The sequence below is a fragment of the Stenotrophomonas mori genome, from assembly GCF_023556335.1.
Taxonomy (GTDB): domain Bacteria; phylum Pseudomonadota; class Gammaproteobacteria; order Xanthomonadales; family Xanthomonadaceae; genus Stenotrophomonas; species Stenotrophomonas mori.
Genome location: NZ_JAIKTS010000001.1, coordinates 184173 through 205820, shown reverse-complemented (window position 1 = coordinate 205820; position 21648 = coordinate 184173). Strand labels below are relative to the sequence as shown.

The window sequence follows — 21648 nt, the reverse complement described above, 5'->3', positions numbered from 1 at the left end:
GCTCATGGTTGTGATGTAACCACGAGTAGCAGAATGTTGGCGTTCGTCAACGTTGGGCGGAGGTATCGCAACGCGTCAGTAGAGCCGCCCTATCCTCATGGACGGCGAGCTTCACGGCACCCCAGACATTCCGTCGATGGTGTTGGTCCGATCTAGCAACGCAGGCGGCAGGGATAGAGTGCGCGCGGCGGGTGGGCGGTGTCATAGGAGAGGATTGGCGGCCTATGTAAGGGTTTCACCCATAGGCGCGTAGGCTTGCTAGCTTGGGACCTGGCTGACTGTCCTGCGGTGATATTCGCTCGGTCCTGGGCGGCCCTTCGGGCGCGGGCTCTCTGGCCGCGGGCCAAGGCCTTGGCCGCCAGAGGCGGCCTGCCTCCGGCGTCAACCTATGCGCAGGCTTGCCCAGCCTCGTCTTGGTGGTGCATCTCTCGACTGATCACAGCGCCACCGTCGCCCGCGAAGCGGCTGCCTTTTCGGCTGCTGTCCGGCGCTCCTTCGCCCCCGCCGTTCCCTTCGTCTCATCGAGCAGCTTCACCAGCGTGTGCACCTTCTCGACGATCACGTTCTTCTTGGTGCGCTCGTCATCCCACTTCCAGCTCTTCACCAGCGGAGCAATGCCATCCACCGGCTTCTTTAGCTTTTCAAGCGCCCGCTCCAAGTCTTGGCAGAAATGCCAGCGCGCCTTGACCTGCGTGCCGCACAAACGACGGAGCTCGTCAACCGAGAACGTATGCGTGGTGTTTTTCTTGTCTGCCCGACTAGCCTGGCTGGAAATGAAGCCATGCAGCCAGATGGCCAGGTAATGTCGCTTGAACTCGCGCGACCGATCTATGTCGTTCTTCAATATCTCGCGGTCCAGCAGCCTCGTTGCGATCCTTTTACCGAACTTTACAGTCAATACTCGTGTTTCGAGATCCAGGTCACCTACGTCAATCAGACTGTCGTTCTGGTAGCAAACACGATCAGAGATAACTGTTACCACCGCCGCCTTGAGCTCCGTCAGAATGCTGCTGATCTTTTGCTTGAGCTCCTTGTGTTTGTAGTCCTTACCCATACACCGCAGCACTTCGGACAATGGCACCTCAAATGCTTCGCCCCCGAGCTGACCACGTTCTTCTGCGATAAACAGCAGCGCCTGCCACAAGCGAAAATGCTCCATGTTCAGATGTGGTCCCGTGTAGGTAACTGTCGCGTTCACCCCCTTCTTTGCTGTGGGAATTACGCGATGCTTGGAGGATGGACCATTCGGCGCGACGCTGAACAACGCGCTGCGGGCGATCGACAGTGGCAGGGGTGACAGCGTTGCCGCCTTCTTGGCCACCAGCTTCGTGCCGGCTTCCACTTCCTGGCCGTCAGCCATGATGCCCCCCCTTCTTCTCGCTGACCACGCGCTCGACGATGTCGGCCCGATGCTCGACTTTCCACTCCTGGGCAACGGCGTAATCAAGGACGGCGCGCATGTACACGCCCACCTTGACGCCACTCTTCTTCGCTGCTGCCACTAATCGCTTGTCTTGCGACACGGTTAGTCGGGCCACGCGATTGACGGAAAGCGGCTCACCTTGAACGAGATGGTAGGTGCTGGTCTTCTGGGAGGGCATGGGTCTTCCTGATTAGAACTCACCAAGATGCAAGCAGAAAATCGAAGATCGTCAAGCGACCTTGTTTCATTCGTACTGCAGCTTACACAGCCGTAAGTATCTGCCCGCGGCAAGGTGGATATCACCGCGCCCCATCGAGGGTGGATATCACCGTGGAAAGGTGGATATCACCGTGCACAGGGTGGATATCACCGTGCAAGATCGGATCTAGGGTGGATATCGCCGTGCAAAAGGTGGATATCACCGTGCAAAACAGCTCGTTTTGTGGCCATCACCGCTTCGCCTAAGCCCTTGAATTATCAGCAGTCTGAGCAAAGTGCATCGCGCGCGCGTTACGCGCGCGAAGGCTTTAGGCTTTAGAACCTAAAGGATAGAGGGCGCGCTGGCGCGCGCGTCGATCTTTGATCGGGAGGGGAAAGCAACAGCCAAGGCAACAGCAACAGCGCCGGGGGCTGCGCCCCTGCCGGCCTGTGCTGTGGGTGGATATCACCGCACCCATGGGGAACCTCCCCATCACTACGCTCCCTTCGGGAGCGGACCACTGGCCGGTGGCCAGGACCATGGCCGCCTGCCGGCGGCCTGCCTTCGGCCTTGGGCCCTGTATCGCTCTCAGCAGCTCGCCAGCGCCCGCCCACGTGCCAACCCTGCCCAACCTACCCCAGCGCGGAGCAGCGGCGCGCCAGCGCCGCCCAGGCCCTTGCTCTTCCCCAGTTGTCCGGCCGCCGGCAGGCGGCCACATGCCCAGGCAGAGCCATCGCGTCCAGCGCAAGCCGAATTGCGCTCACCGCAAGCCAAATTGCGACCAGCGCAACTAACTTGCGCACTACCGGGCTTTCGAGCCACCCCGCCGCCCGAAAAATACCCCGACCCTATTGAGTAACTACACCGCTCACCGTCAAGGGTAGTACCGCCACAACTTTCGGTTGGAATTCACAACCGCCCCTTGCTTTCGTGTTGCATCACCCGTAGGTTACGGGACAGCCCGACCCACCTTTCGTGATGCAAAACAACCCCTCAGCTGCCAAGCCCCTAACGGGCCGCCCATGTAAGGACCCCACCGCGGGCCCGATGAGCGTTGCCGAGCGCGGGCGCGCCTACCGGGAACGAAAGAAGCTGGCCGCGGCAAAGACCCTGAGCGCCCCCCAATCCATAGCCTCCGAGCTCATCCAGGAACGCACGGACGCCGAGCTTCAGGAGGCCCTGCGCCAGGCCCTGACCGAGGCCAAGCGCCACCCCCGCCGCAAGACCGTCCAGCAGCGACTCGCCCAGATCGTGGCCGAGTTCGCGCGGAGGTACCCCCTTGGGTAACCTTCGTCCGTGCATCCGCCTTCTGGCTGCCCTCCCGGTCTCAGCCCTGGAGACGGCGCTGTGCTTGGATGCCTGTGGGGACTTAACACGCAACACGCGCTCGTCCGTCCGCCGGCCCTCAGGCCGGTCCGGGCAGCACTTCGCCATTTCGATGACAACGCAGGCACCATGACCAAGAACGGCAAGACCACCAGCACCGCACCCGCAGAAGCCCCCAAGGCTTCCGACACCGTCCTGGCCAGCTTCATCTGGAAGAACGCCGAGGACCTGTGGGGCGACTTCAAGCACACGGACTTCGGCAAGATCATCCTGCCGTTCACCCTGCTACGTCGTCTGGAATGCGTGCTGGAACCCACCCGCGAGAAGGTTCGCGAGGCCCATGCCAAGTTCAAGGACAAGGGGCTGGACACGGCGCTGATCCTGCGCCAGACCGCCGCCCTGCCCTTCTACAACACCTCGCAGTACTCGCTTGCCACCCTGGGCGCGACCAAGACCAAGTCCAACCTGGAAGCGTACGTCGCCGGCTTCTCGGACAACGCCCGCGTCATCTTCGATCAGTTCAACTTCACCGACACGATCTCCCGCCTGGCCCGCGCGGACATCCTGTTCAAGATCTGCCAGAACTTCGCCAACACCGACCTGCATCCGGATGTCGTGCCCGACCGGGTCATGTCCAACATCTACGAGCACCTGATCCGCCGGTTCGGCTCGGAGGTCAACGAAGCGGCCGAGGACTTCATGACGCCGCGCGACGTGGTCCACCTGGCCACGACGCTGTTGCTCGATCCGGATGACGCCCTGTTCCGTGACAACCCCGGCCTGATCCGCACGCTCTACGACCCCACCTGTGGCACCGGCGGCTTTCTCACCGACGCCATGAACCACGTCGATGGTTTCGCAGCGCAAGGCAAGGCCCCGCCCGTGCTGATCCCCTTCGGTCAGGAGCTGGAACCAGAAACCCACGCGGTGGCCTTGGCCAACATGCTGCTGCGCCGCCTGGAGACCGAGCCCGCCCGAGACCTGTCGGCTAACATCGCTGGCCCCAAGTCCACTCTGTCCCAGGACGCCTTCGCTGGCCAGCGCTTCCACTACTGCCTGTCCAACCCGCCCTTCGGTAAGAAGTGGGAGAAGGACCAGGCCTTCGTCGAACGCGAGGCCAAGGAAATGGGGTTCGCTGGACGCTTCGGTGCAGGAACGCCGCGAGTCTCCGACGGCTCCATGCTCTTCATCCAGCATCTCGTCTCCAAGCTGGAACGCCCGGAGAACGGCGGAGGCCGTGCGGCCATCATCCTGTCCGGTTCGCCCCTGTTCACCGGCAACGCCGGCCAGGGTGAGTCTGAGATCCGTCGCTGGCTGCTGGAAAACGACCTGATCGACGCCATCGTGGCCCTGCCCACCGACATCTTCTTCCGCACGGGCATCGGCACCTACATCTGGTTGCTGGACAACAGCAAGCCCGCCGAGCGGAAGGGCAAGGTCCAACTGATCGACGCCACGGGCATGCACAGCCCCATGCGCAAGTCCGAGGGCAACAAGCGGCGCTACATCAGCGATGAGCAGGCCCAGGACATTGCGCGTCTCTATGCCGATTTCGCGCCTAGCGAGAACGTGCGGATCGTGGACTACCGCGACTTCGGCTACCGCCGGATCAAGATCCAGCGCCCCCTGCGTCTGGTTGCCAAGATCACCGAGGAGGGCCTGTCTGCTCTGGCCACCAGCAAGGCCTTCGCGAAGCTGGACGAAGACGACCAGGAGAAATGGTTGACCCTGCTGCGCAAGGACCTGGGCCAGACCCATCCTTACGAGTGGTTCACCACGTTGGCAGCGTCTGCAAGGAAGGCTGGCCTCCCTAAGATCAGCAAGCCGCTGGCCAACGCCTTGGAAGGCGCCTTGGGGGTACGCGATCCCGACGCACCCGAAGTCCTCGATGAGGAACGAAATCCGGTACCCGACAAGGAACTGGAAGATTTCGAGAGCGTTCCGCTCGACCAGAACATCGGCGACTACATGGACACCGAAGTCCTGCCCCATGTACCCGATGCCTGGGTGGACGCCAGCTACACCGATGACCGCGACGGCCAAATCGGCAAGGTTGGCTATGAGATCAACTTCAACCGCTACTTCTACAAGTACGTCCCGCCGCGTGACCTGCATGAGATCGATGCCGAGCTGAAAGCCGTGGAAGCTGAGATCGCCGTGCTGCTGGATGAGGTGGCTGAATGACGCCAGCACTGTCCACCCTGCCGATGAAGGACTCAGGCATGGAATGGGTCGGAACCATCCCATTGCATTGGGACGTCCGCCCGTTCTACTCGTTTGCGGCTGAGGTCGTTAGCCCCAACACAGGATTGAAAGAACGCAATCTGCTATCGCTGAGCTATGGCCAGTTGGTGCGCAAGGACATGGATCGTCTCGGGGGGCTTACGCCTGCAAGTTTCGAGGGATATAACATCATCGAGGCAAACGACATAGTCTTCCGGCTCACTGATCTGCAGAACGATCAACGCAGCCTCCGGTCGGCTCGCGCTTTGGAGCGCGGCATCATCACGTCCGCTTATGTCACTGTCAGACCGCAGACCTGCCCCCGCTTCTTCGAGTACCTAATGCGCTCATACGACACCTCCAAGGTGTTCTATGGGATCGGCGGCGGCATACGGCAGTCCATGAAGTTCGCCGATCTCAAGCGCCTCCCAGTCGTTGTGCCGCCCATCAGCGAAATGGAAGAAATCGCTTCCTACCTCGACCGCGCCACCTCCCGTATCGACACCCTGGTCGCGAAGAAGACCCGCTTCATTGAGCTGCTGCGCGAGAAGCGCCAGGCCTTGATCACGCATGCCGTGACCAAGGGGCTCGATCCCGGCGCCCCAATGAAGGACAGCGGCGTGGAGTGGCTTGGGAAGGTGCCTGAAACCTGGGATACCGCTCCGTTGAAGTCGTTCTTGCAGCTACGCCGAGACATCGTTGGCAGCGAAAGTAGCAACACCAAGTTGCTGTCGCTCACTCTGCAAGGCGTGATTGAGCGCGACCTGGAAAATCCCACGGGCAAGATGCCTACCTCATTCGATGGCTATCAGCGGATATCCGCTGGTGAGATGGTCTTCTGCCTCTTCGATATGGACGAGACCCCAAGGACGGTAGGCGTAGCACCTCAGGACGGAATGTTGACCGGCGCCTACACGGTGTTCCGGCCGCAGAGCGAATTGTGGGCGCGCTATCTCTACTACTTCTTCCTGCATGTAGACGAATACAAGCGCCTCAGGCCCTTCTACAAGGGCCTGCGCAAGACCATTCGTCCTGGCCCATTCCTCTCAATCCAAGTGCCGCGCCCGACGGAACGTGAGGCGAAGGCAATCGTCGCCCACCTGGACAGCGCCACCTCTCGCATCGACACGCTGATCGCCAAGACGGAACGATCCATCGAACTGCTGCGCGAACACCGAACAGCCCTGATTACCGCTGCCGTCACCGGCAAGCTCGATCTGCGCCCCGCCGCCTAAGGACAGCCATGCATCCCGTCTTCACCGACACCGCCCACCGCGAAAAGTACTTCGAGCAGTACGTCGTCAAGCAACTGGAAGCACGCGGCTGGAAGGTGGGCGACACCTCTGGCTACGACCAGAACCACGCCCTGTATCCGGAAGATCTGGTCGAGTGGGTGAAAGCGACCCAGCCCAAGAAGTGGGAGAAGTTGGAGGCGGGCAATGGCGACAAGGCATCCGCCACGCTCATGGACAGGCTTGCCCAGGCCTTGGAACGCGAGGGCACAGTCAACGTGCTGCGCAAGGGGATCAAGGTGGCCGGCGCAGGCGAGATTGCTCTTAGCGAGGGCTTGCCGGAGGACGAGCGCGATCCTTCCGCTTGGGAGCGCTACAACGCCAACATCCTGCGCGTCGTGCCCCAGCTCAAGTATCGCCCAGGCAGCACGCTGGCCATCGACCTGGTGTTCTTCATCAACGGATTGGCCGTGGCCACCGTGGAGATCAAGACTGACTTCACGCAGTCTGCGGAAGCCGCCGTCGAGCAGTACAAGAACGACCGCCTGCCAAAGGACAAGGCAACAGGGCGTGTGGAGCCCTTGCTGACATTCCAGCGGGGCGCGGTCGTTCACTTCGCCATGTCTGACAGCGAAATCCAGATGTGCACGAAGCTGGACGGCAAGAACAGCTACTTCCTGCCCTTCAATCAGGGCCGGGACGGCAGCAATGGCGTCTGGACAGGCAACCCCATCCGAGCGGATGGCGAGTACCCGGTGGCGTTCTTCTGGGAGCAGGTCTGCCAGCGCGACAACTGGCTGCGGATCTTCCACAGCTTCGTGTACACCGAGAAGAAGGACGTGGTCGACCTGGCCGGCAACCACTCCCGCAAGGAGACGCAGATCTTCCCGCGCTTCCACCAGTGGGATGCCGTCACCAAGATGATCGCCGATGCCAAAGCCAACGGCCCTGGCATGACCTACCTGTGCGAGCACTCGGCGGGCTCCGGCAAGACCAGCACCATTGCCTGGACGGCGCATGACCTGATCCGCCTGCGCACCGATGCAGGCGTGCCCTACTTTCACTCGGTAATCGTAGTCACTGATCGAACGGTGCTCGACAAGCAGCTCCAGGACGCCGTCCAGCAGATCGACCATCAGGATGACCTGATCGCCGCCATCGGTGATCGGGACACGGGCGAGAGCAAGTCCAAGGAACTGGCCAGGGCCATGGAGCGCGGCACGCCGATCATCGTGGTCACGCTCCAGACGTTCCCCTACGCCATGGAGCAGGTGCTGACCAACGGCAAGCTGAAAGACCGCAGCTTCGCCGTCATCATCGATGAGGCCCACACCAGCCAGACCGGCTCGGCGGCATCCAAGCTGCAGGCCACCCTGGCCCTGCGCGACGCAAAGGAGATGGAGGGCCTGACGGTCGAGGAGCTCCTGGAGAAGATTCAGTCCTCCCGCGTTCGCCCGAAGAACGTCTCCTACTTCGCCTTCACTGCCACGCCCAAGCACGCCACCCTGACCCTGTTCGGGCGGCTTGCCGATCCGAGCAAGCCGCCCAGCAAGGAAAACAAGCCGCAGTCCTTCCACAAGTACCCCATGCGCCAGGCCATCGACGAGGGATTCATCCTCGATGTCATGAAGGGCTACCTGCCCTACAAGACGGCCTTCAACCTGGCCGAGCCCGTCAAGGACGGCAAGCGGGTCTCCCAGAAGGCGGCCAAGCGTGCCTTGGCCAAATGGCTCAACCTGCACGCGACCAACGTCACCCAGAAGGTCGAGTTCATCGTCGAGCACTTCGCTGCCAATGTCGCCCCGCTCCTAGGGGGTACGGCCAAGGCCATGATCGTGACCTCTTCCCGTGCCTCTGCCGTGCGCTACAAGCGAGCTTTTGACGCCTACATCGAAGCGCACCCCCAGCACAAGGCTTTCCAGGCCCTGGTGGCGTTCTCCGGCTCGCTGACGGGCAAGGAAGTCGTCCACAGCTCCGACGAGCAGTTGAAGGACGACCCGTTCGCAGCAGCAGACGACGAGCAGTTCACCGAAAGCAACATGAACCCGCGCCAGTACGGATCCGACCTGCGCAAGGTGTTCGACCGCCCCGAGTTTCGGGTCATGATCGTGGCCAACAAGTTCCAGACGGGCTTCGACCAGCCCAAGCTGTGCGCGATGTACCTGGACAAGAAGATCGCCAACCCCGTGGAGATCGTTCAGACGCTGTCCCGCCTCAACCGTACTGCGCCAGGCAAGGACACCACTTTCGTGGTGGACTTCGTCAACGACCCGCAAGTCATCCTGGATGCGTTCGCCAAGTACGACAAGGGCGCTCGAATTGTCGATGTCCAGAACCCCAACGTGATCTACGACCTCCAGGCTGAACTGGACAAGGCCGGGATCTACAAGCAAAGCGAGGTAGCCGCCTACGCAGCCGTGCGCTTCAAGTCCGCTGCTGCCTTTGCTGCCGGCGAGCAGGCTCAGCACAAGGAGCTGTACGACGCCACCACTGTGCCTACCGAACGCTTCAACGACCAGGTCCAGCAGCGGCGCGCCGCCATCCAGGCGGCTGAGGCCGCCTACGAGGCGGCCAAGTCGCAAGGTAACGAAGCCGGCATGAAGCAAGCGGACGCCACCCGGACGGGCCACGCTGAAGCCTTGCAGCGGTTGCTGGACTTCAAATCCGGCCTGACCCGGTTCGGATCGCTGTACACCTACATCGCCCAGACCATCGATCTTGGCGATCCAGGCTTGGAGGCCTTCGCTAGCTTCGCCCGCATGCTGGCCAAGCGCCTCCATGGTGTGCCGCCCGAGCAAGTGGACGTGTCGGCTCTGGTTCTCACGGGCTTCGACATCAAGTCCAAGGACATGCCCGGTGGCGAGGAACCGCCCAAGGAAGAGGCCGTCATCCTGAAACCCGTTGGCCCCGGTGGCGGTGGCCAGGCTGAGCTCCCGGTCTATCTGCGACAGGTGATCGCGCGCCTGAACTCGATCTTCGGTGAGGCCACACCGCTGACCGACAAGGTAGCCCTGGTGAACCACTTGGCCGACATCGTGCGCGAGGACACCAACACCGTGGCCCAGATCAAGAACAATCCCCGAGACGTGGCGATGAACGGCAACATCAAGGGCACTGTCCAGTCGGCACTGGTCCGGGCTTTGGGGTCGCACACGGACCTGGTGACACAGGTGTTGAAGAACGACAAGCAAGCGCTGGACCCGCTTGTCGGCTTGCTCTACGAGATGATCAAGGCAGGTCAGAACTTCGATCGCGCGGAGCTGGGCGGATGACGTACTTCGAGGGCGTCACCACTGCTATCGCAGTGGTAGCACTGATCGTAAGTGCTGTGGCGATGTATCGGGCTGGCGTAGCCAACAGGCTGGCGAGGGACGCCAATGAACTAGCCCGCGCCCAAGATGCCCTTGCGCAACTCCACTTGCAGCAGGAACAGGATCGTCAAAACAAGGCGTTCCTCTCTCTCGAGATCATCAAGGTCGAGAACCGCAACAAGTTCGGCCACCCCGTCGCGCCCTCTTACAAGTTCAGCCTCAGGAACGAGGGTGCCGTTCCTGCGACTGGGTGCCACTTCGAGGTCCTGACGTCGGACAGCCCATTGGTGGCACAGGACTACGCGGCCAAGCTGCCCGCCACCTTGGCCCCCGGCCAGATCCTCAGTGTGCTGGCTGCTGTCCACCTAGGGACGCCGTCCAGGCTTGATGCCATTGTCTCCTGGACCAACCCTGACGGGTCGCAAGAACGCCAAGAACGGGTCTTGACCTGGTAAATGACTGCTCCCCCAGAAACCTGAACGGACCGAGTTGCGATGCCTACCCAATCCGGTATGATGATCCCCAATAACACCCGCCCCGCCTCTACGGACCTCGGTTCGCAAGCGCACCCAGGCGGGTTTCTATTTGGGGCTTCGTGAATGCGGAAGCCCAAGTTTGCCCGGCGGCTCGCCCGCTGGTGGCAATTGAAGTGGAAGCGCCCTGCCGCGCCCCGCAAAGTCCCCAACAAGGTGCCCCACACCTTCGATGCGCAGGTGACCAAGCTGCAAGATCGCGGCATGTCGATACCCGTGGCGGATGAGCCGTCCACCAAGCATCACCTGGCGCACATCAACTACTACCGCTTGCGCGGATACTGGATGCCCATGGAGGATGCATGCGCCACACAGGGCGAGCATGCGTTCAAGCCGGGCACTACGTTCTCGCAGGTCATCGATCTGTATAGCTTCGATCGCAAGCTCCGGCTAGAAATCAACGATGCCATCGAGCGTATCGAAGTCTCGCTCCGTACCCAGTGGGCCTATGTCCTGGCCACACATCACGGCACGATCGCTCACCGTGAAGCGATCGCGTTCGATGATCGCAAGCATGGTGAGCTGATTGAGCGCCTAGAACACCACTACACCACCCGCAACGAGATCTTCCTCAAGCACTACCTCAACCGCAATGAGGAACCGCCGATCTGGGTGATGTGTGAGATCTTGTCAATGGGCGACCTGTCCCGATGGATGGCCGCAATTTTGCAGCGCCAAGTCAGACAGGAGATCGCCAATGCCTACGACTTGGACGAGTCGGTCTTGATCTCCTTCGCCCAGCACTTGGCATATGTCCGCAACGTCTGCGCGCACCACGGCCGGCTCTGGAACCGTGACCTGACCAAACGTGCAAGACTCCCCAAGCAGCCCGCCGCCTTGGGCCGGCAGTTGAACCGATCTGACCAGAACGCCGCTCGGATCTACAACACCCTGGTTTTGCTAGCTTGGATGATGAAACGCGTGAGCCCCGGATCTGGCTGGATCCAGCGGACACGAGCCTTGATAGAGAGTCAACCACCTGCCAACTGGGTCGCCATGGGCTTTCCTGCTGGCTGGCAGTTGTTGCCGATTTGGCAGTAGCCCCCCTTACTCCACGTCAGCCCTAACTGCAGGGTGATGCGGCGTCACATACCGATTTCCTGATCTGCCCAAGGCGGCCGTGGGGATTGCGGTAGTGTCGGCAGTTGCGGTTGGGTGGGCAAGACACCTGGTCGTTTCCTAGGCGACGACAGGTGGTTTCGCCCTGAGATACCTGGGCCGTGAGCAGCTGCAGCATCAACTTTCGCTTGCTTATCCCGATCCGGGAAGCGGGAAGTCTCCCAGTCGATGTCGTCCAGCGATACGCTGGTGTCAGCACCCAACACTACCGTCTGCTTGGCCAGGTCATCGCCGGCCTTCTCGATACGCACACGCTGCTGGCGATCGCGCTCGATCTTGCGCCGCTGACGTTCGGCCAAGCGGGTGAAGAACACCTCCTGGTCGACCATGATCTGCTGCGTCTTCTTCCAGCCAGCGTCGCCGACAGGTGCCGTCGTCGGCTCGGGCTGGGCGGGCTCTGGCGCCTGATTGGCGTACTCCAAGGACGTGACGATGTCGTCCAGGCTGATCTGGCTGCGTTCCAGAACAGCCAGCCGACGGTACACCGCCCGCTCCCGTAGCGTTGGCATCCGCGTGGGGGCGTTCCGCAGGGCCTTATCGCGCCGGGCCGCCTCACTCCCACCGATGTAGAAGTCATCCAGCCAGGCCATGAGCTCTTGGCCATGCTTGTCCAGATGTTTTGGGGACGCACGCGTCAGTACGGCCTTTCGCTCTTCAAGCTGCTTGAGCTCGCGCATGGCCTTGTCGTATTTCTTCTTCAACGACGCCTCGATGTAGGGGTCATCGCCGCCGCCCATGTCCCTGTAGCGTTGGATATCACCGTCCGGTGCCTGCAAAGCTTCCAAGCGCCCCAAGACTGCCGCCCCCTCTTCCATGCAGCGCTCCTGCCATATGGTCATGGCCTGATCGAACTCGCGCCCGGCGCGCTGAACCTCCTGGGCGTGATCCAGGCTCTTGATCGTCTCGGCCGCCTTGACCTGCTGCACGCCGCTGACCAACGGGTGCTCCTTCTCACCCAGCGCGGTCGGCAATGGCTGATGCAAGGTGGCCGCTACCTCCGGCGCGTTCCGCCGCCTGGCCAGTTCCTTGACTGTCTCCTTTTTGCCCCACTCGTCCAGGGCACCGGCAAGTCGGGCCACCTCTTCGGGGGAGGCGAAGGCGTGGAAGTTGCTCTTGGTGCGCGTCATGGCCACCAGGCCGGCGTTGCGGTCGATCATCCCGCCCCTGGCCAGCCAGTACACGCTCTCCGCACCCAAGCCCTGGGCGCTGTGGGCGGTGCGCGCATAGGCGTAACCGAAGCGCTGGAACTTGGCCGTGTCGACCTCCACCACCCGCCCGTCGTCGTCCATCTTGATCTTCAGGACCAGGCCCCGCTTGCTGGTGGCGCGCTTGAACCCGATCACCGTTCCGATGTCGTTGTTGTTCCACCGGCGCTTGCCGTCCTTGTCCTTGCGGTCGTTCTTCTGGAACCGGATGCGCTCGCCCAGACAGACTTCCAGCTGTCGCTCGTACTCGCCCGACCCCAGGGTCAGGGTTTCGGCAGCCCGTTCGTGGAGCAGGCCGTTGGCCTTCAAGCCGCGGCGGACGTAGTGGTCCACGGCCGCGGCGTCCTTGTGGGTGTGTACGACGATCAGTTTGTCCTGGACGCCCCGTTCATCGGCCAGGTAGGCCTCGGCCATGGCCTTGACCTGTCGCTTCTCCTGCCGGAGGAAGCCCTTGGCCAGCATCTCGTCGACGATGTCCTGGCCGGTCTTCTTGTCGTCGTAGAACGACTCCGCCAGCGCCCGCTCCTCGGGGTTCCGCTGCCGCTGGATCTGGGTGATCTCCGCGGCTCCGAACTTCTCGCACAGCTCAGCGAACGGGCCGCCGGCCTCGATGGCTTCCAGCTGCTTGGGGTCTCCCACGGCCACAAGCTTGCCACCCGCCTTGTCTACATGCTCCTGGATCCGGCGGAAGGTCTTGGCGCCCACCATGCCCGCCTCGTCTAGCACAACGACATCGTCCAGACCCAAGGTGAGCTTGCCACTGTCCAATGCGTGGAGCAGTTCGGCACAGTTGTAGCCCTCGATCCCGGCCTCCTTCTTGAGGTTGTCCGTGGCCGCCTGGCTTGTGGACGTGCCGATGACTCGTCGCCCCGCCAGCTCGAATGCACGGATGTAGGCACCAGCGCTGGCGGACTTGCCGGTGCCGGCCTGGCCGATGATGCAGGCAAGGCCACCCGTCTCGCATAGCACGTGATACACGCTGGCCTTTTGCTCGTCGGTCAGGTGAACCTCCTTGCCGAAGCGCTCGGACATAGCTGCCTCGTGCATGGTGATCGCCGTCCTGGCAGCCGACCGACTCAGACGCAGCCCCGGATCTTCCACCCGCGCCCTAGCCGCGGGCAACACGCCCACCTCGAGGAACCACTGGTCGCGCGAACACCAACGTGCCTGCTTCCGCTTGGGGTCGTCCTTCAAGCGGATGATCGTGCCGTTAGCCTCCCACTCTGCCAGCAACCGGTCGGCCTCTTCCGGGATGTCCAGGCCCGTGCCCAACGGAAGCTCGCGGGCCAGCTTGGCGATCAGGGCCGAGCGGTTCCAGTGGCTATCGGTGGCATGCAACTCGTCGAACCACTGGCGGGCGCTCTTTTGTTTTTCCAGCTCCGTCGACTCCCGCCCCAGCAGGTCGCCCGCCCGGACGAAGTGGCCGGGCGTGAGCGCCGCCAGCTCTTCCAGGCGGCTGCGCGCAGCCACCAGTACCTCGCTGGCGCTCAGGTGCTTGGCGGCCCTGGTCTTCATGGCCGCCTCGCCACCGGTCAGGGTTTCGCCCTTCTCGGCCGCGGCCTGGATCGCCTCCTTGATCTCAGCGCGCCGAGACGAGAACGCGTCGCAGGTGGACTGCTCAATGCCGGCGATCTTGTTGGCTACCTTGCCCGTGTCGCGCTCGTCTTCGTCCAAGATTCGGGTCCGCTCAATGCCGAAGCCCAGTCGTTGGAACCCTTCGGCCAGCTCCCGTGCGAACACTTCCTGGGCGGCCTCCTGGAGGCTGCCGGTCTGTTGCATGAGGTCACTGAAATCGACCGACCGCCACTCGCCATCAGCGTCCAAGGCGACGTTGGCCACCACAGCGTGGCAATGCCATTGGGGGTCACCGCTTCGGCTATCGATGTGATCCACCGCCCGGATCACCAAGCCGTCGATGGCCACGTGGCGCTTTCCGCCCTTCCCGGCTCGGGTATTCACGCCCTTGGAGATCAGGCCCAGCGCCTTGTCGCGGGCCTGGTGGAAAGCTTGGGTCATCTGCTCGCGCTGCTCAGGCGTGGCAGCGACGAACGCCAAGCTGTACTCCTTGCGCGGGGAGAAGGTCAGGTCCAGGCCCATACAGCGGCCGGCCTCGCCCGCGTTCTGGACCAAGGGCGCCCCCGTGCGGGGGTGGTACCCAGCCAGCAACTTGGCGAAGTCCTCGTCTTGATCACGTCCTGGATCGTTCAGGCCCAACCGGTCGGTCGCAGTGGTGTCCCACCATTCCGCGTCCGGCAGGATCGTCTTGCCGTTGGAGCTCTCCCCGGCTTGAGCGTAGTACTCGCGCGTGGTGCGCAGGTACTCGCGGACGGCGTCGACGCTGCCGCTGGTCTTCAGTCTGAGACGGGTGGACTTCAAGATGGCCATAAGTCAGCCACCTATCAGTGTTCGCTCAGGCCGGCCGTCGTCCGGCGGTGTGGAATGTCGGGCAGTGGCTCGCCGTCCAGCAGGCGCAGGATGGCGTTGATGCCGGCGATCTGTTCACGCCGCAGCTCTAAGATCAGGTCGGTCGCCTCCAAGCCTTTGACCAAGGTGGCTGGGCCATGGGTCGTGACTGGGCTTGGCGCGGCGGGAGTGGCTAGCTTGCTTTCCAGTTCTGCAAGGCGCCGCTCGATCCGGTCCAGCGCGGTGTCGGGACGGTTGGCCGAAAGCTTGGCGGCATGGCGGACGTAGTCGGCCGGTCGCATGCCCGCATGGCGGGCTGCTTCGAGGATGGCTTTTTCGTCTTCGCCGCTGACGCGGAATTGGATCAGGGTGCTCATTTGGGATGGGGCGGGAATGCTCCCATTCCAGTTTGCGGTGGGTTTTGAAAAGCGCAATAGCGGGGTGTTACGGGGGTAAGTCTTTGATTTTCAAGCCGGCCGCAGGCCACACGAAACACCGGAGGTGCATTCGTGTATTGCTGCTTGTCAGCAATGACCTAGTCATTGGCTTTTGCGGTCGACGGCTTCATCGTCGGCCGTTCCGACGCCAGACAGCCCCATCGTCTGGCGTCGCCGCCAGCCAAGCTGCGCCCCCCTGCCCAGCCAGCCCAGCCTCGCCCCCCACTCGTCGTTATCCCGCGACAACACGCTGCGCCCACCTTTCCCATCTGTCCAGCGTTGCCTTCTAGCGCTCCCTGTTCTCAGCCAGCCGCCACAACGACTCATCAGACGCTGGCCTGCTGACTTGCCAAACGCGCCTCCCGCCGCAGACTCATTCCAACGACCAAAGCCATCTGCGCCATGCCCAACCGCACGCCAATTCCGCCTGCCGACGCTGCCAAGTTCGCCGACGACATCGTCTCGCGCCTTCCGCCCCACTTCGCCCCGGCCGACGCAGACCGCGCCCGGTTGGTCGGCGATCTGTCGCGCTTCCTTTCCCGCTGCGTCCTGGTCGACCCGCCAGCACTGCCCAAAGATCAAGACAGTCCACCAGCCGCCTGACAGGTTGGCCGACCGCCCGCTGCCGTTGCTTCCGCAAAATCGAAGCCGCCCTCGCTATGCTCGGGCGGCTTGTTGGCGGCCGCGACATCCGTCGCGTCGCCGCCCCAAGACTTTGGCCGCCTGACGGCGGCCGGTTGGTTCTGGCCGCTGCCGCGGCTGCACTCTGTCGCCTCGGCTGCCGCCGTCGGCGTTGGTCTTGCGCGTTTTCAGCTTTCTCACATGCTGCTGGCATCCCCTTTGACAACAGGTGACGCCACATGACCGACATCGACACAACCCAGATCAAGCAACAGGCCTTCGGTGCTTCCAAGCCCACAGCAACTGAGGCCACGGAGACTCATAAGGCCGTCAATGCGCTTGGCACTTCATCGAGGGACGACCTGACAGGAACCGATGAAGGCATCGACGGCCTGACCGGCACTCCCGACGAACCCAGCAAGGGTCGTCGCAAGTTGACCAAGCCAAGGCGCACAGTCGAAGAAGCCATCGAGGATGGTCGCTCGCTCGCGGAGATCGAAGCGCTTCAGGAAGAGTGGAACGCGTACAACCGCCAGGAAGCACTGAGGAAGATCAGCCAGGAGAAGAAGGCGCTGGCCGAACGGATCGAGGCCGGGCGCCGTAAGTTCGCCGACCAGCTCTTGGCTATCGCAGACGAGTACGGGATCACCATCGCCGAGGCCCGCGACATTTTCCGGGCAGCGCTCAAGCGCAAATTCCCGAACGGGGGCAAGGGCCAATGACCGACCACGTCCTAGCCCAGATCTTGGACAAGTCACGCGCCGCCCGTGACGGCCACTTCGGTGTGCTGTCCACGGGCGAGAAGTTGACGGCCGCCCTGGTGCTCAACAAGCCTGAGTGGCTGGCCAAGATGAACTACACAATGGCCGAGGCCGTCGAGCGCGTTGGCCCTGAGTGGATGGCCAGGGTGCCGGCGGCTGCGCGCGTACTGGAGCACGAGGCGGAGCTAGCCGCAGAAGCTGAGGCAATCGAGCAAGCCCGGAAGCGGAACCGCGGCATGGACATCGGGTTCTGATGAAGATGTTCACCGCCACGATCAAGTATCTGTTCCGCCCAATCCCATGGGCTCACCATTCAGCGGTGCCGGCTATCTTGGGCGGGACGATCGGCGCACTACTGGCGGCGATCTTGCGACTGCATTACGGCTTCAATTGATCGCCCGACAATTGGCTAATCAAACCAGTGACACCCGGGATCAGCACGAAGATCACGCCTCCGATGACTAGCAACCAGAAGATCAACTTCAACCACCAGCTAATCCGCTGACTCGTCCAGCGCTTCCACCACGGCAAGGGCTTATGCCCATCGCGCTTGTCGCCACTCTCCACCGAAATTCCCCTTCTGAGTTGTGATTGATGTCCGAAGAAAGCAACCGAACAACCTGGCCCCGGCACTCAAAACGACTGCGCCCCTGTCCGCCCAGCTCTTAATCACTCCGCTCAAGTGCCTCCAGGACCACCCAGAAGCGTCGTCCCGATTGGAATGTCCTAAGCATGGCAAAGACCTCAACAGCCAAGGCAATAGCGACGGCGTAAGCAAGCAACTTTCCCTCGGCAAAGATCGCGAAGAGCGCAATGGCAAGCGCCATGAAATGGAAGCCACACGCCCGCAGGGTGCCCTTCATCAGTACGCCGTAGTGTCCGGTGAGACGCATGTTCGCGACCAGTCGCCGCTCCGGTAGGCTCACCATCATGGCGATTGCCGTCAGCAAGAAGCCGAACAGCACACCAGCGACGGTGGCCAGCGTATTGGCCAGACTGTAAAGGCGAGCAGGATCGTAGTTGGCGCACAGCAAGAACGCCAAGCCGCAAGCTAGCGCAAAGATGGCTTCAGCGACGAAGCGCACCGCTATCGCCTCCGAACGCTTCCCGGATCATTGGTTCAACATCCGCCCAAGCGGACATGAGCGCACCCAACATGGTCTCCGTGGGGGCATACCTACCATCGTGGTCGACCTTGATATGTGAAGCCAAGCGATCGGCAATGAGGTCGATGGGATGCTCGATGCCGTCCTCGATCACCTCGACCCTGGCCGACGTAGCAAGGCCATCTCCCACAAGTTCACGGATAGCTCGCTTCCAGCGAGCCGCCAAATCCGTCTGGTTAGATGGTGACAGGCGGCCGTCAACGCCTGCCTGAAGGGTCAAGCTATCGCCACCGCCTTGCGCGAGCAGGTCAATGATCTGCCGGCTGAAGTCATCATTGGGGTACATGTCAGGGTTGGTAGGTTTTGCAACCCTCATGTGCACCTTCCTGAGTTCCACGCCGCCCCGCATGAGCCGACGCATCGCGTCGGGTTGGACGATGGGATCAGCTACCACGCGAGTGCCAATGAGTTCACTCAGGAACCGAGTGAACTGACTAGGCGTATTGGCGTGCCCGTTCACACCCCACAGGAGGACGTCGTGGGGTGCGACGACCAGAAAGAAGTTCTTCTCGATGAGTCCCTGGTCTTCGGCGATGAAAAGCTCTTCTCCTTCCTCGCCGGGCGCACCCACCAAGGGAAGGTCACCGTGCCGAAACTTACGGAACTGACCAAACCATGCATTTGGTCGCCTGACTTGGCGTGCTCGCCACAGGTCGCGCGTGTAGTCGCCCAGCTGCGCCGAAGCGCCACCCTCCATCCCAGCGAGCTCCCGCAGGACATCCGCAGCGGAGCCAATATCTCCGGATGCGGTGACATTGAGCTTGAAGGCGTCGAAACGATAGACAGGCATGATTAGCTCCCCCCGTAGACTGAGGGCTATCAGTCCCACTAGAAGAGACGCCCCCTAGCCGGGATTATGCAGCAGCCCTGAACGAGCTGTCGCTCCCCCAATGCTGGGCCTGCCACTACGGAGTCTCCCCCCGACGCGTCTAGCGTTGGGTGCGGGCGTGTATAGCTGCAAAATGCGGCCCGAGCGGACGCCTACGGCGGGTCGGTGATGCTGTTGAAGCCATCTGGCTCCGAGTGAGGACGGGCGGCGGGCTCGGCCGGGCCAGTCCGTCAATTGCCTCCGCAAGGTCAGCCACGGGCACGCGCCAACGTCCCCCATCCTTGCGCAGACCAGGAATGAGCGTGCCACGGAGCAGGCGGTCGCGGACATGATCCACATGCTGGCCGATGACTTCGGCCACTTCGGCAGGCGTCAGCACGACCCGACCGGGAAAAAGCTCGCGAATGATGTCTGCAGTGGTGCGGGTCATGTCGGCTCATCCTTCGGTTGACCCGCTATATGCAAGAGTGACGCCCTCCGGTTTTGTGCTTCCATCTGCCCCTCGGCCTCATCGGCCAGCGCGCGCAAGGCGTCCGCATACACCCGCGTCCACGCCGCCCGCTCTTCCAGGTTGGCCCACGGCAAACCGAACGCCTCGCCTAAGGGGAGACCGTCCAGCCGACCGTCGGCAATCGCTGCCAGGAACACATCCTCATCCACGGTAAGCAGGTGACCCAGCACTGCGCCGTCCGCGTCGAACGCCCAGGGCTGCGGCGCGAGCAGGTCGGCCAGCGTTCCGAAGCGCAGACCGGTCGCCCGAGTCAGTAGCCCTTCCAAGGCGTCGGCGGCTGCTTGGTGCCGACGCAGGTCACCCGCCGCGCGCAGGGCCTCAATGGCAGCCTTGGCGCGAGCGTCAGCCGCCGCCCGGCGCTTGGCTAGCGCGGCTCTGGCTTCCTGCGGTGTGCGCTTTGCTTCGATGGCCAAGGGCTCGCCTGGAGGGCAACTTCAATGGAGGATCGCGGTGCTCGTCGAGCATCTGCTTGTCCGGGCCCTTGAGGATATTCCAGACACGGGGACTGGTGGAAATGATCGCCTCCTCTACCTTGGCCATGGCTTCCTGGAGGGCCGGCCACTCCTGCTCGCTGTACCGCTCGGTGACCTTGGCCATCCTTCCCCTCTCGTCCCGATCGGTGTGGTGGTTGAGCAGTTGGCTTACCACATGACCAGGAAGCAGCTTGCCGGCGAACCGCCCGAGCGTCCGGCGCAGGTCGTGAGGGGTCAGCCCGATGTCGATGCCACGCTCCGGATCCAGCAGTCCGGCATCCAGCCGTACGTTGTGGAGGATGGCCTTGCTGTCGGTGTGGTGGCCATCTTTGGACTTGGGGTTACGTGCCGGGAACACCCAGCGCGCCAGGTTCGCAAGCTGCCATTGGATGTGCGCGATCTTCTTGGCGTCCTTCTCCCGCTGCGCCTGGGCCAAGGCCTTGGTCAGTGCGCGCTCCTTCATAACGCTGTCGTCGAACCGCCACCGCAGAATGCGCTCGGCGAAGTAGGCCACCGGAAGCAACTGGAACTGGCCGTTCTTGGTGTCGTGGAGGAACACCTGCGAGCCCCGCAGGCCGGTCGTCGGGTTCTTGGCGTTAGGCTTGGGCGCCAGCCACGCCCACGACGCAAGTCGCAGGTCCAACTCATCGGGCGAACAGCTTTCATAGCGCCGCAGCTTGGCGGCTTCGCTCCGGCGGGTGCCCCACAGCAGGGTTAGCAGCACATAATCGACACCCACGGCGTTGTGGCCGTTTTGCATGTCCCGTCTGCCCACCAACGCCTTCAAGACCGTCGGCAACGTCTGACTACCCGTGGCGCTATCGTCCGTGCCCAAAGGGTTTCGCACCTTGGAGTCCGCGTAGTGTTTGGCCAGCTCCCTTGAGGAACGGTAGCGCTCGTCGTCAGCCAGTGCCTCAAAGGGGTTGTGGACCAGGGCCTGCTGGCGGCCTGTATTGGAAGCCGCGATACGTTCAGCCTTGATCGCCCGGGCCACGGCACGCGACGCGTTGCCCATGGTCTGCTCCGTTGCTGACAGGCCAGCCGCGTGGGCACGGGCCAGCGTCTTCCCCGTCAGCCCCAAACGCACCAAGTCTTCCAGCCTCAAGTTCCACCATGCTCCTTGCTTGGTCAGGAACGCTTTGGTCTCGGGCGACAGACGATTGGATTGAAGCATGCAGGTGTGTCGCAGCCCATTCCATGCCGCCAGAAGATCCTTGGTGGTCAGCGTGGCGATGGGGCTGTCGGCCAGATTGACCTCCGGGCGCCGCAACCGGGCCAGCGCGTCCTTGACGCCTTCCACGCCCCCCGCCTTGGCCCGGCCACGTGCCAGCCGGTCTTCCAAGTGCGCGATGTAGTCCTCCAAGGCCTCGCCCACTGTCTTGCCACGCGCCTTCTGCCGGGCAACTTCGGTTCGTACACGTTCCCGCGGATCCTCACCCGTCTGGCGGATATGGTGACGTTGCGCCCCAGCCAGCTCATGAGCGCGTGCCAAGGTAAGCTCTTGGACTGACCCCAGAGCTAGCCGGCGGCGCACGCCGTTGTGCTGGATACGCAGTTCATAGAAGGCCCCCATGGGACCGACATAAAAGCCAAAGCCTACGGGCGCGCCGGGCGTACCGTCGACAAACCGATACGGCTTGCCCGTAGGGTTGGATACGATCACCACGTTCCCCTGCTGGTCCAGCTCGGGCCACTTTGCGATCGTCAGGGAGCGCAGTTGAGCCTGAGTCAGGCGATACTTCTTCAAGGCGACTTTTGCCATGGTCCGCGTCTCTTCGCGTGGCTAAACAATGGTCCATGATGACCATGCCCGGCGCCTCGCCCTTCGATTGTGGTCCATGTATGGGCCATCGAGGTCGCCACAAAACCGATTCTA

18 protein-coding genes are annotated in these 21648 nt (G+C 62.6%); 9 read left to right on the top strand and 9 right to left on the bottom strand.

The window, feature by feature from the left end:
* Positions 1 to 436: 436 nt before the first annotated feature.
* On the bottom strand, positions 437 to 1360 hold the full coding sequence (locus K5L01_RS00910) for a hypothetical protein (protein ID WP_250061082.1): 924 nt from the start codon (positions 1358 to 1360) through the stop codon (positions 437 to 439).
* Positions 1353 to 1601: a hypothetical protein gene (locus K5L01_RS00905; protein ID WP_250061081.1), complete on the bottom strand. Its 249-nt coding sequence runs from the start codon at positions 1599 to 1601 to the stop codon at positions 1353 to 1355. The genes K5L01_RS00910 and K5L01_RS00905 overlap by 8 nt, the downstream gene beginning before the upstream one ends.
* Positions 1602 to 2669: 1068 nt before the next feature.
* On the opposite strand from K5L01_RS00905, the gene K5L01_RS00900 reads away from it, so the two are divergent.
* The 6 genes from K5L01_RS00900 (at position 2670) to K5L01_RS00875 (ending at position 11288) form a co-directional block, all read left to right on the top strand.
* Positions 2670 to 2909, top strand: coding sequence for a hypothetical protein (locus K5L01_RS00900; RefSeq protein WP_069139113.1), 240 nt, complete (start codon positions 2670 to 2672; stop codon positions 2907 to 2909).
* A gap of 168 nt (positions 2910 to 3077) precedes the next feature.
* Positions 3078 to 5132, top strand: a complete 2055-nt coding sequence (locus tag K5L01_RS00895) for a type I restriction-modification system subunit M (protein ID WP_250061080.1) — start codon at positions 3078 to 3080, stop codon at positions 5130 to 5132.
* Positions 5129 to 6406, top strand: a complete 1278-nt coding sequence (locus tag K5L01_RS00890) for a hypothetical protein (protein WP_250061079.1) — start codon at positions 5129 to 5131, stop codon at positions 6404 to 6406. The genes K5L01_RS00895 and K5L01_RS00890 overlap by 4 nt, the downstream gene beginning before the upstream one ends.
* Before the next feature lie 8 nt (positions 6407 to 6414).
* Complete coding sequence (locus K5L01_RS00885) at positions 6415 to 9675, top strand: type I restriction endonuclease subunit R (protein ID WP_250061078.1); 3261 nt, start codon at positions 6415 to 6417, stop codon at positions 9673 to 9675.
* Positions 9672 to 10169 carry a hypothetical protein gene (locus tag K5L01_RS00880; protein WP_250061076.1) on the top strand — a complete coding sequence of 166 codons (498 nt, stop codon included), beginning with the start codon at positions 9672 to 9674 and terminating at the stop codon, positions 10167 to 10169. The genes K5L01_RS00885 and K5L01_RS00880 overlap by 4 nt, the downstream gene beginning before the upstream one ends.
* Before the next feature lie 144 nt (positions 10170 to 10313).
* Entirely contained in the window at positions 10314 to 11288 is a 975-nt protein-coding gene (locus K5L01_RS00875; RefSeq protein WP_250061074.1) for an Abi family protein, read from the top strand.
* A 44-nt stretch (positions 11289 to 11332) separates the two neighbouring features.
* Here the strand turns inward: K5L01_RS00875 and mobF are convergent, their stop codons facing one another.
* Both mobF and K5L01_RS00865 read right to left on the bottom strand, forming a co-directional pair.
* Positions 11333 to 14956: a MobF family relaxase gene (gene mobF / locus K5L01_RS00870; protein WP_250061072.1), complete on the bottom strand. Its 3624-nt coding sequence runs from the start codon at positions 14954 to 14956 to the stop codon at positions 11333 to 11335.
* A 14-nt stretch (positions 14957 to 14970) separates the two neighbouring features.
* Positions 14971 to 15351 (bottom strand): hypothetical protein, encoded by a 381-nt coding sequence (locus tag K5L01_RS00865; RefSeq protein WP_250061069.1) that lies wholly within the window; start codon positions 15349 to 15351, stop codon positions 14971 to 14973.
* A gap of 920 nt (positions 15352 to 16271) precedes the next feature.
* On the opposite strand from K5L01_RS00865, the gene K5L01_RS00860 reads away from it, so the two are divergent.
* The 3 genes from K5L01_RS00860 to K5L01_RS00850 are packed head-to-tail and all read left to right on the top strand — an operon-like array spanning position 16272 to position 17187.
* Positions 16272 to 16754 (top strand): hypothetical protein, encoded by a 483-nt coding sequence (locus K5L01_RS00860; protein WP_250061067.1) that lies wholly within the window; start codon positions 16272 to 16274, stop codon positions 16752 to 16754.
* Positions 16751 to 17047, top strand: coding sequence for a hypothetical protein (locus tag K5L01_RS00855; RefSeq protein ID WP_250061066.1), 297 nt, complete (start codon positions 16751 to 16753; stop codon positions 17045 to 17047). The genes K5L01_RS00860 and K5L01_RS00855 overlap by 4 nt, the downstream gene beginning before the upstream one ends.
* Positions 17047 to 17187, top strand: coding sequence for a hypothetical protein (locus K5L01_RS00850; protein WP_250061065.1), 141 nt, complete (start codon positions 17047 to 17049; stop codon positions 17185 to 17187). The genes K5L01_RS00855 and K5L01_RS00850 overlap by 1 nt, the downstream gene beginning before the upstream one ends.
* Before the next feature lie 271 nt (positions 17188 to 17458).
* Here the strand turns inward: K5L01_RS00850 and K5L01_RS00845 are convergent, their stop codons facing one another.
* From K5L01_RS00845 to K5L01_RS00825, 5 genes are all read right to left on the bottom strand, one after another.
* Complete coding sequence (locus tag K5L01_RS00845; RefSeq protein ID WP_250061064.1) at positions 17459 to 17878, bottom strand: hypothetical protein; 420 nt, start codon at positions 17876 to 17878, stop codon at positions 17459 to 17461.
* Positions 17862 to 18749: a hypothetical protein gene (locus tag K5L01_RS00840; protein WP_250061063.1), complete on the bottom strand. Its 888-nt coding sequence runs from the start codon at positions 18747 to 18749 to the stop codon at positions 17862 to 17864. The genes K5L01_RS00845 and K5L01_RS00840 overlap by 17 nt, the downstream gene beginning before the upstream one ends.
* A gap of 139 nt (positions 18750 to 18888) precedes the next feature.
* Positions 18889 to 19218, bottom strand: coding sequence for a helix-turn-helix domain-containing protein (locus K5L01_RS00835; protein ID WP_250061062.1), 330 nt, complete (start codon positions 19216 to 19218; stop codon positions 18889 to 18891).
* Positions 19215 to 19712: a hypothetical protein gene (locus K5L01_RS00830; protein WP_250061061.1), complete on the bottom strand. Its 498-nt coding sequence runs from the start codon at positions 19710 to 19712 to the stop codon at positions 19215 to 19217. The genes K5L01_RS00835 and K5L01_RS00830 overlap by 4 nt, the downstream gene beginning before the upstream one ends.
* Positions 19642 to 21534, bottom strand: a complete 1893-nt coding sequence (locus K5L01_RS00825; protein ID WP_250061059.1) for an integrase family protein — start codon at positions 21532 to 21534, stop codon at positions 19642 to 19644. The genes K5L01_RS00830 and K5L01_RS00825 overlap by 71 nt, the downstream gene beginning before the upstream one ends.
* Positions 21535 to 21648: the final 114 nt, after the last annotated feature.

Coding starts and splice junctions, on each gene's coding strand:
- K5L01_RS00850 (WP_250061065.1), top strand. CDS start 17,047: ATGAAGATGTTCACCGCCACGATCAAGTATCTGTTCCGCCCAATCCCA.
- K5L01_RS00855 (WP_250061066.1), top strand. CDS start 16,751: ATGACCGACCACGTCCTAGCCCAGATCTTGGACAAGTCACGCGCCGCC.
- K5L01_RS00910 (WP_250061082.1), bottom strand. CDS start 1,360: ATGGCTGACGGCCAGGAAGTGGAAGCCGGCACGAAGCTGGTGGCCAAG.
- K5L01_RS00840 (WP_250061063.1), bottom strand. CDS start 18,749: ATGCCTGTCTATCGTTTCGACGCCTTCAAGCTCAATGTCACCGCATCC.
- K5L01_RS00875 (WP_250061074.1), top strand. CDS start 10,314: ATGCGGAAGCCCAAGTTTGCCCGGCGGCTCGCCCGCTGGTGGCAATTG.
- K5L01_RS00905 (WP_250061081.1), bottom strand. CDS start 1,601: ATGCCCTCCCAGAAGACCAGCACCTACCATCTCGTTCAAGGTGAGCCG.
- K5L01_RS00835 (WP_250061062.1), bottom strand. CDS start 19,218: ATGACCCGCACCACTGCAGACATCATTCGCGAGCTTTTTCCCGGTCGG.
- K5L01_RS00895 (WP_250061080.1), top strand. CDS start 3,078: ATGACCAAGAACGGCAAGACCACCAGCACCGCACCCGCAGAAGCCCCC.
- K5L01_RS00865 (WP_250061069.1), bottom strand. CDS start 15,351: ATGAGCACCCTGATCCAATTCCGCGTCAGCGGCGAAGACGAAAAAGCC.
- K5L01_RS00890 (WP_250061079.1), top strand. CDS start 5,129: ATGACGCCAGCACTGTCCACCCTGCCGATGAAGGACTCAGGCATGGAA.
- K5L01_RS00825 (WP_250061059.1), bottom strand. CDS start 21,534: ATGGCAAAAGTCGCCTTGAAGAAGTATCGCCTGACTCAGGCTCAACTG.
- K5L01_RS00860 (WP_250061067.1), top strand. CDS start 16,272: ATGACCGACATCGACACAACCCAGATCAAGCAACAGGCCTTCGGTGCT.
- mobF (WP_250061072.1), bottom strand. CDS start 14,956: ATGGCCATCTTGAAGTCCACCCGTCTCAGACTGAAGACCAGCGGCAGC.
- K5L01_RS00880 (WP_250061076.1), top strand. CDS start 9,672: ATGACGTACTTCGAGGGCGTCACCACTGCTATCGCAGTGGTAGCACTG.
- K5L01_RS00900 (WP_069139113.1), top strand. CDS start 2,670: ATGAGCGTTGCCGAGCGCGGGCGCGCCTACCGGGAACGAAAGAAGCTG.
- K5L01_RS00885 (WP_250061078.1), top strand. CDS start 6,415: ATGCATCCCGTCTTCACCGACACCGCCCACCGCGAAAAGTACTTCGAG.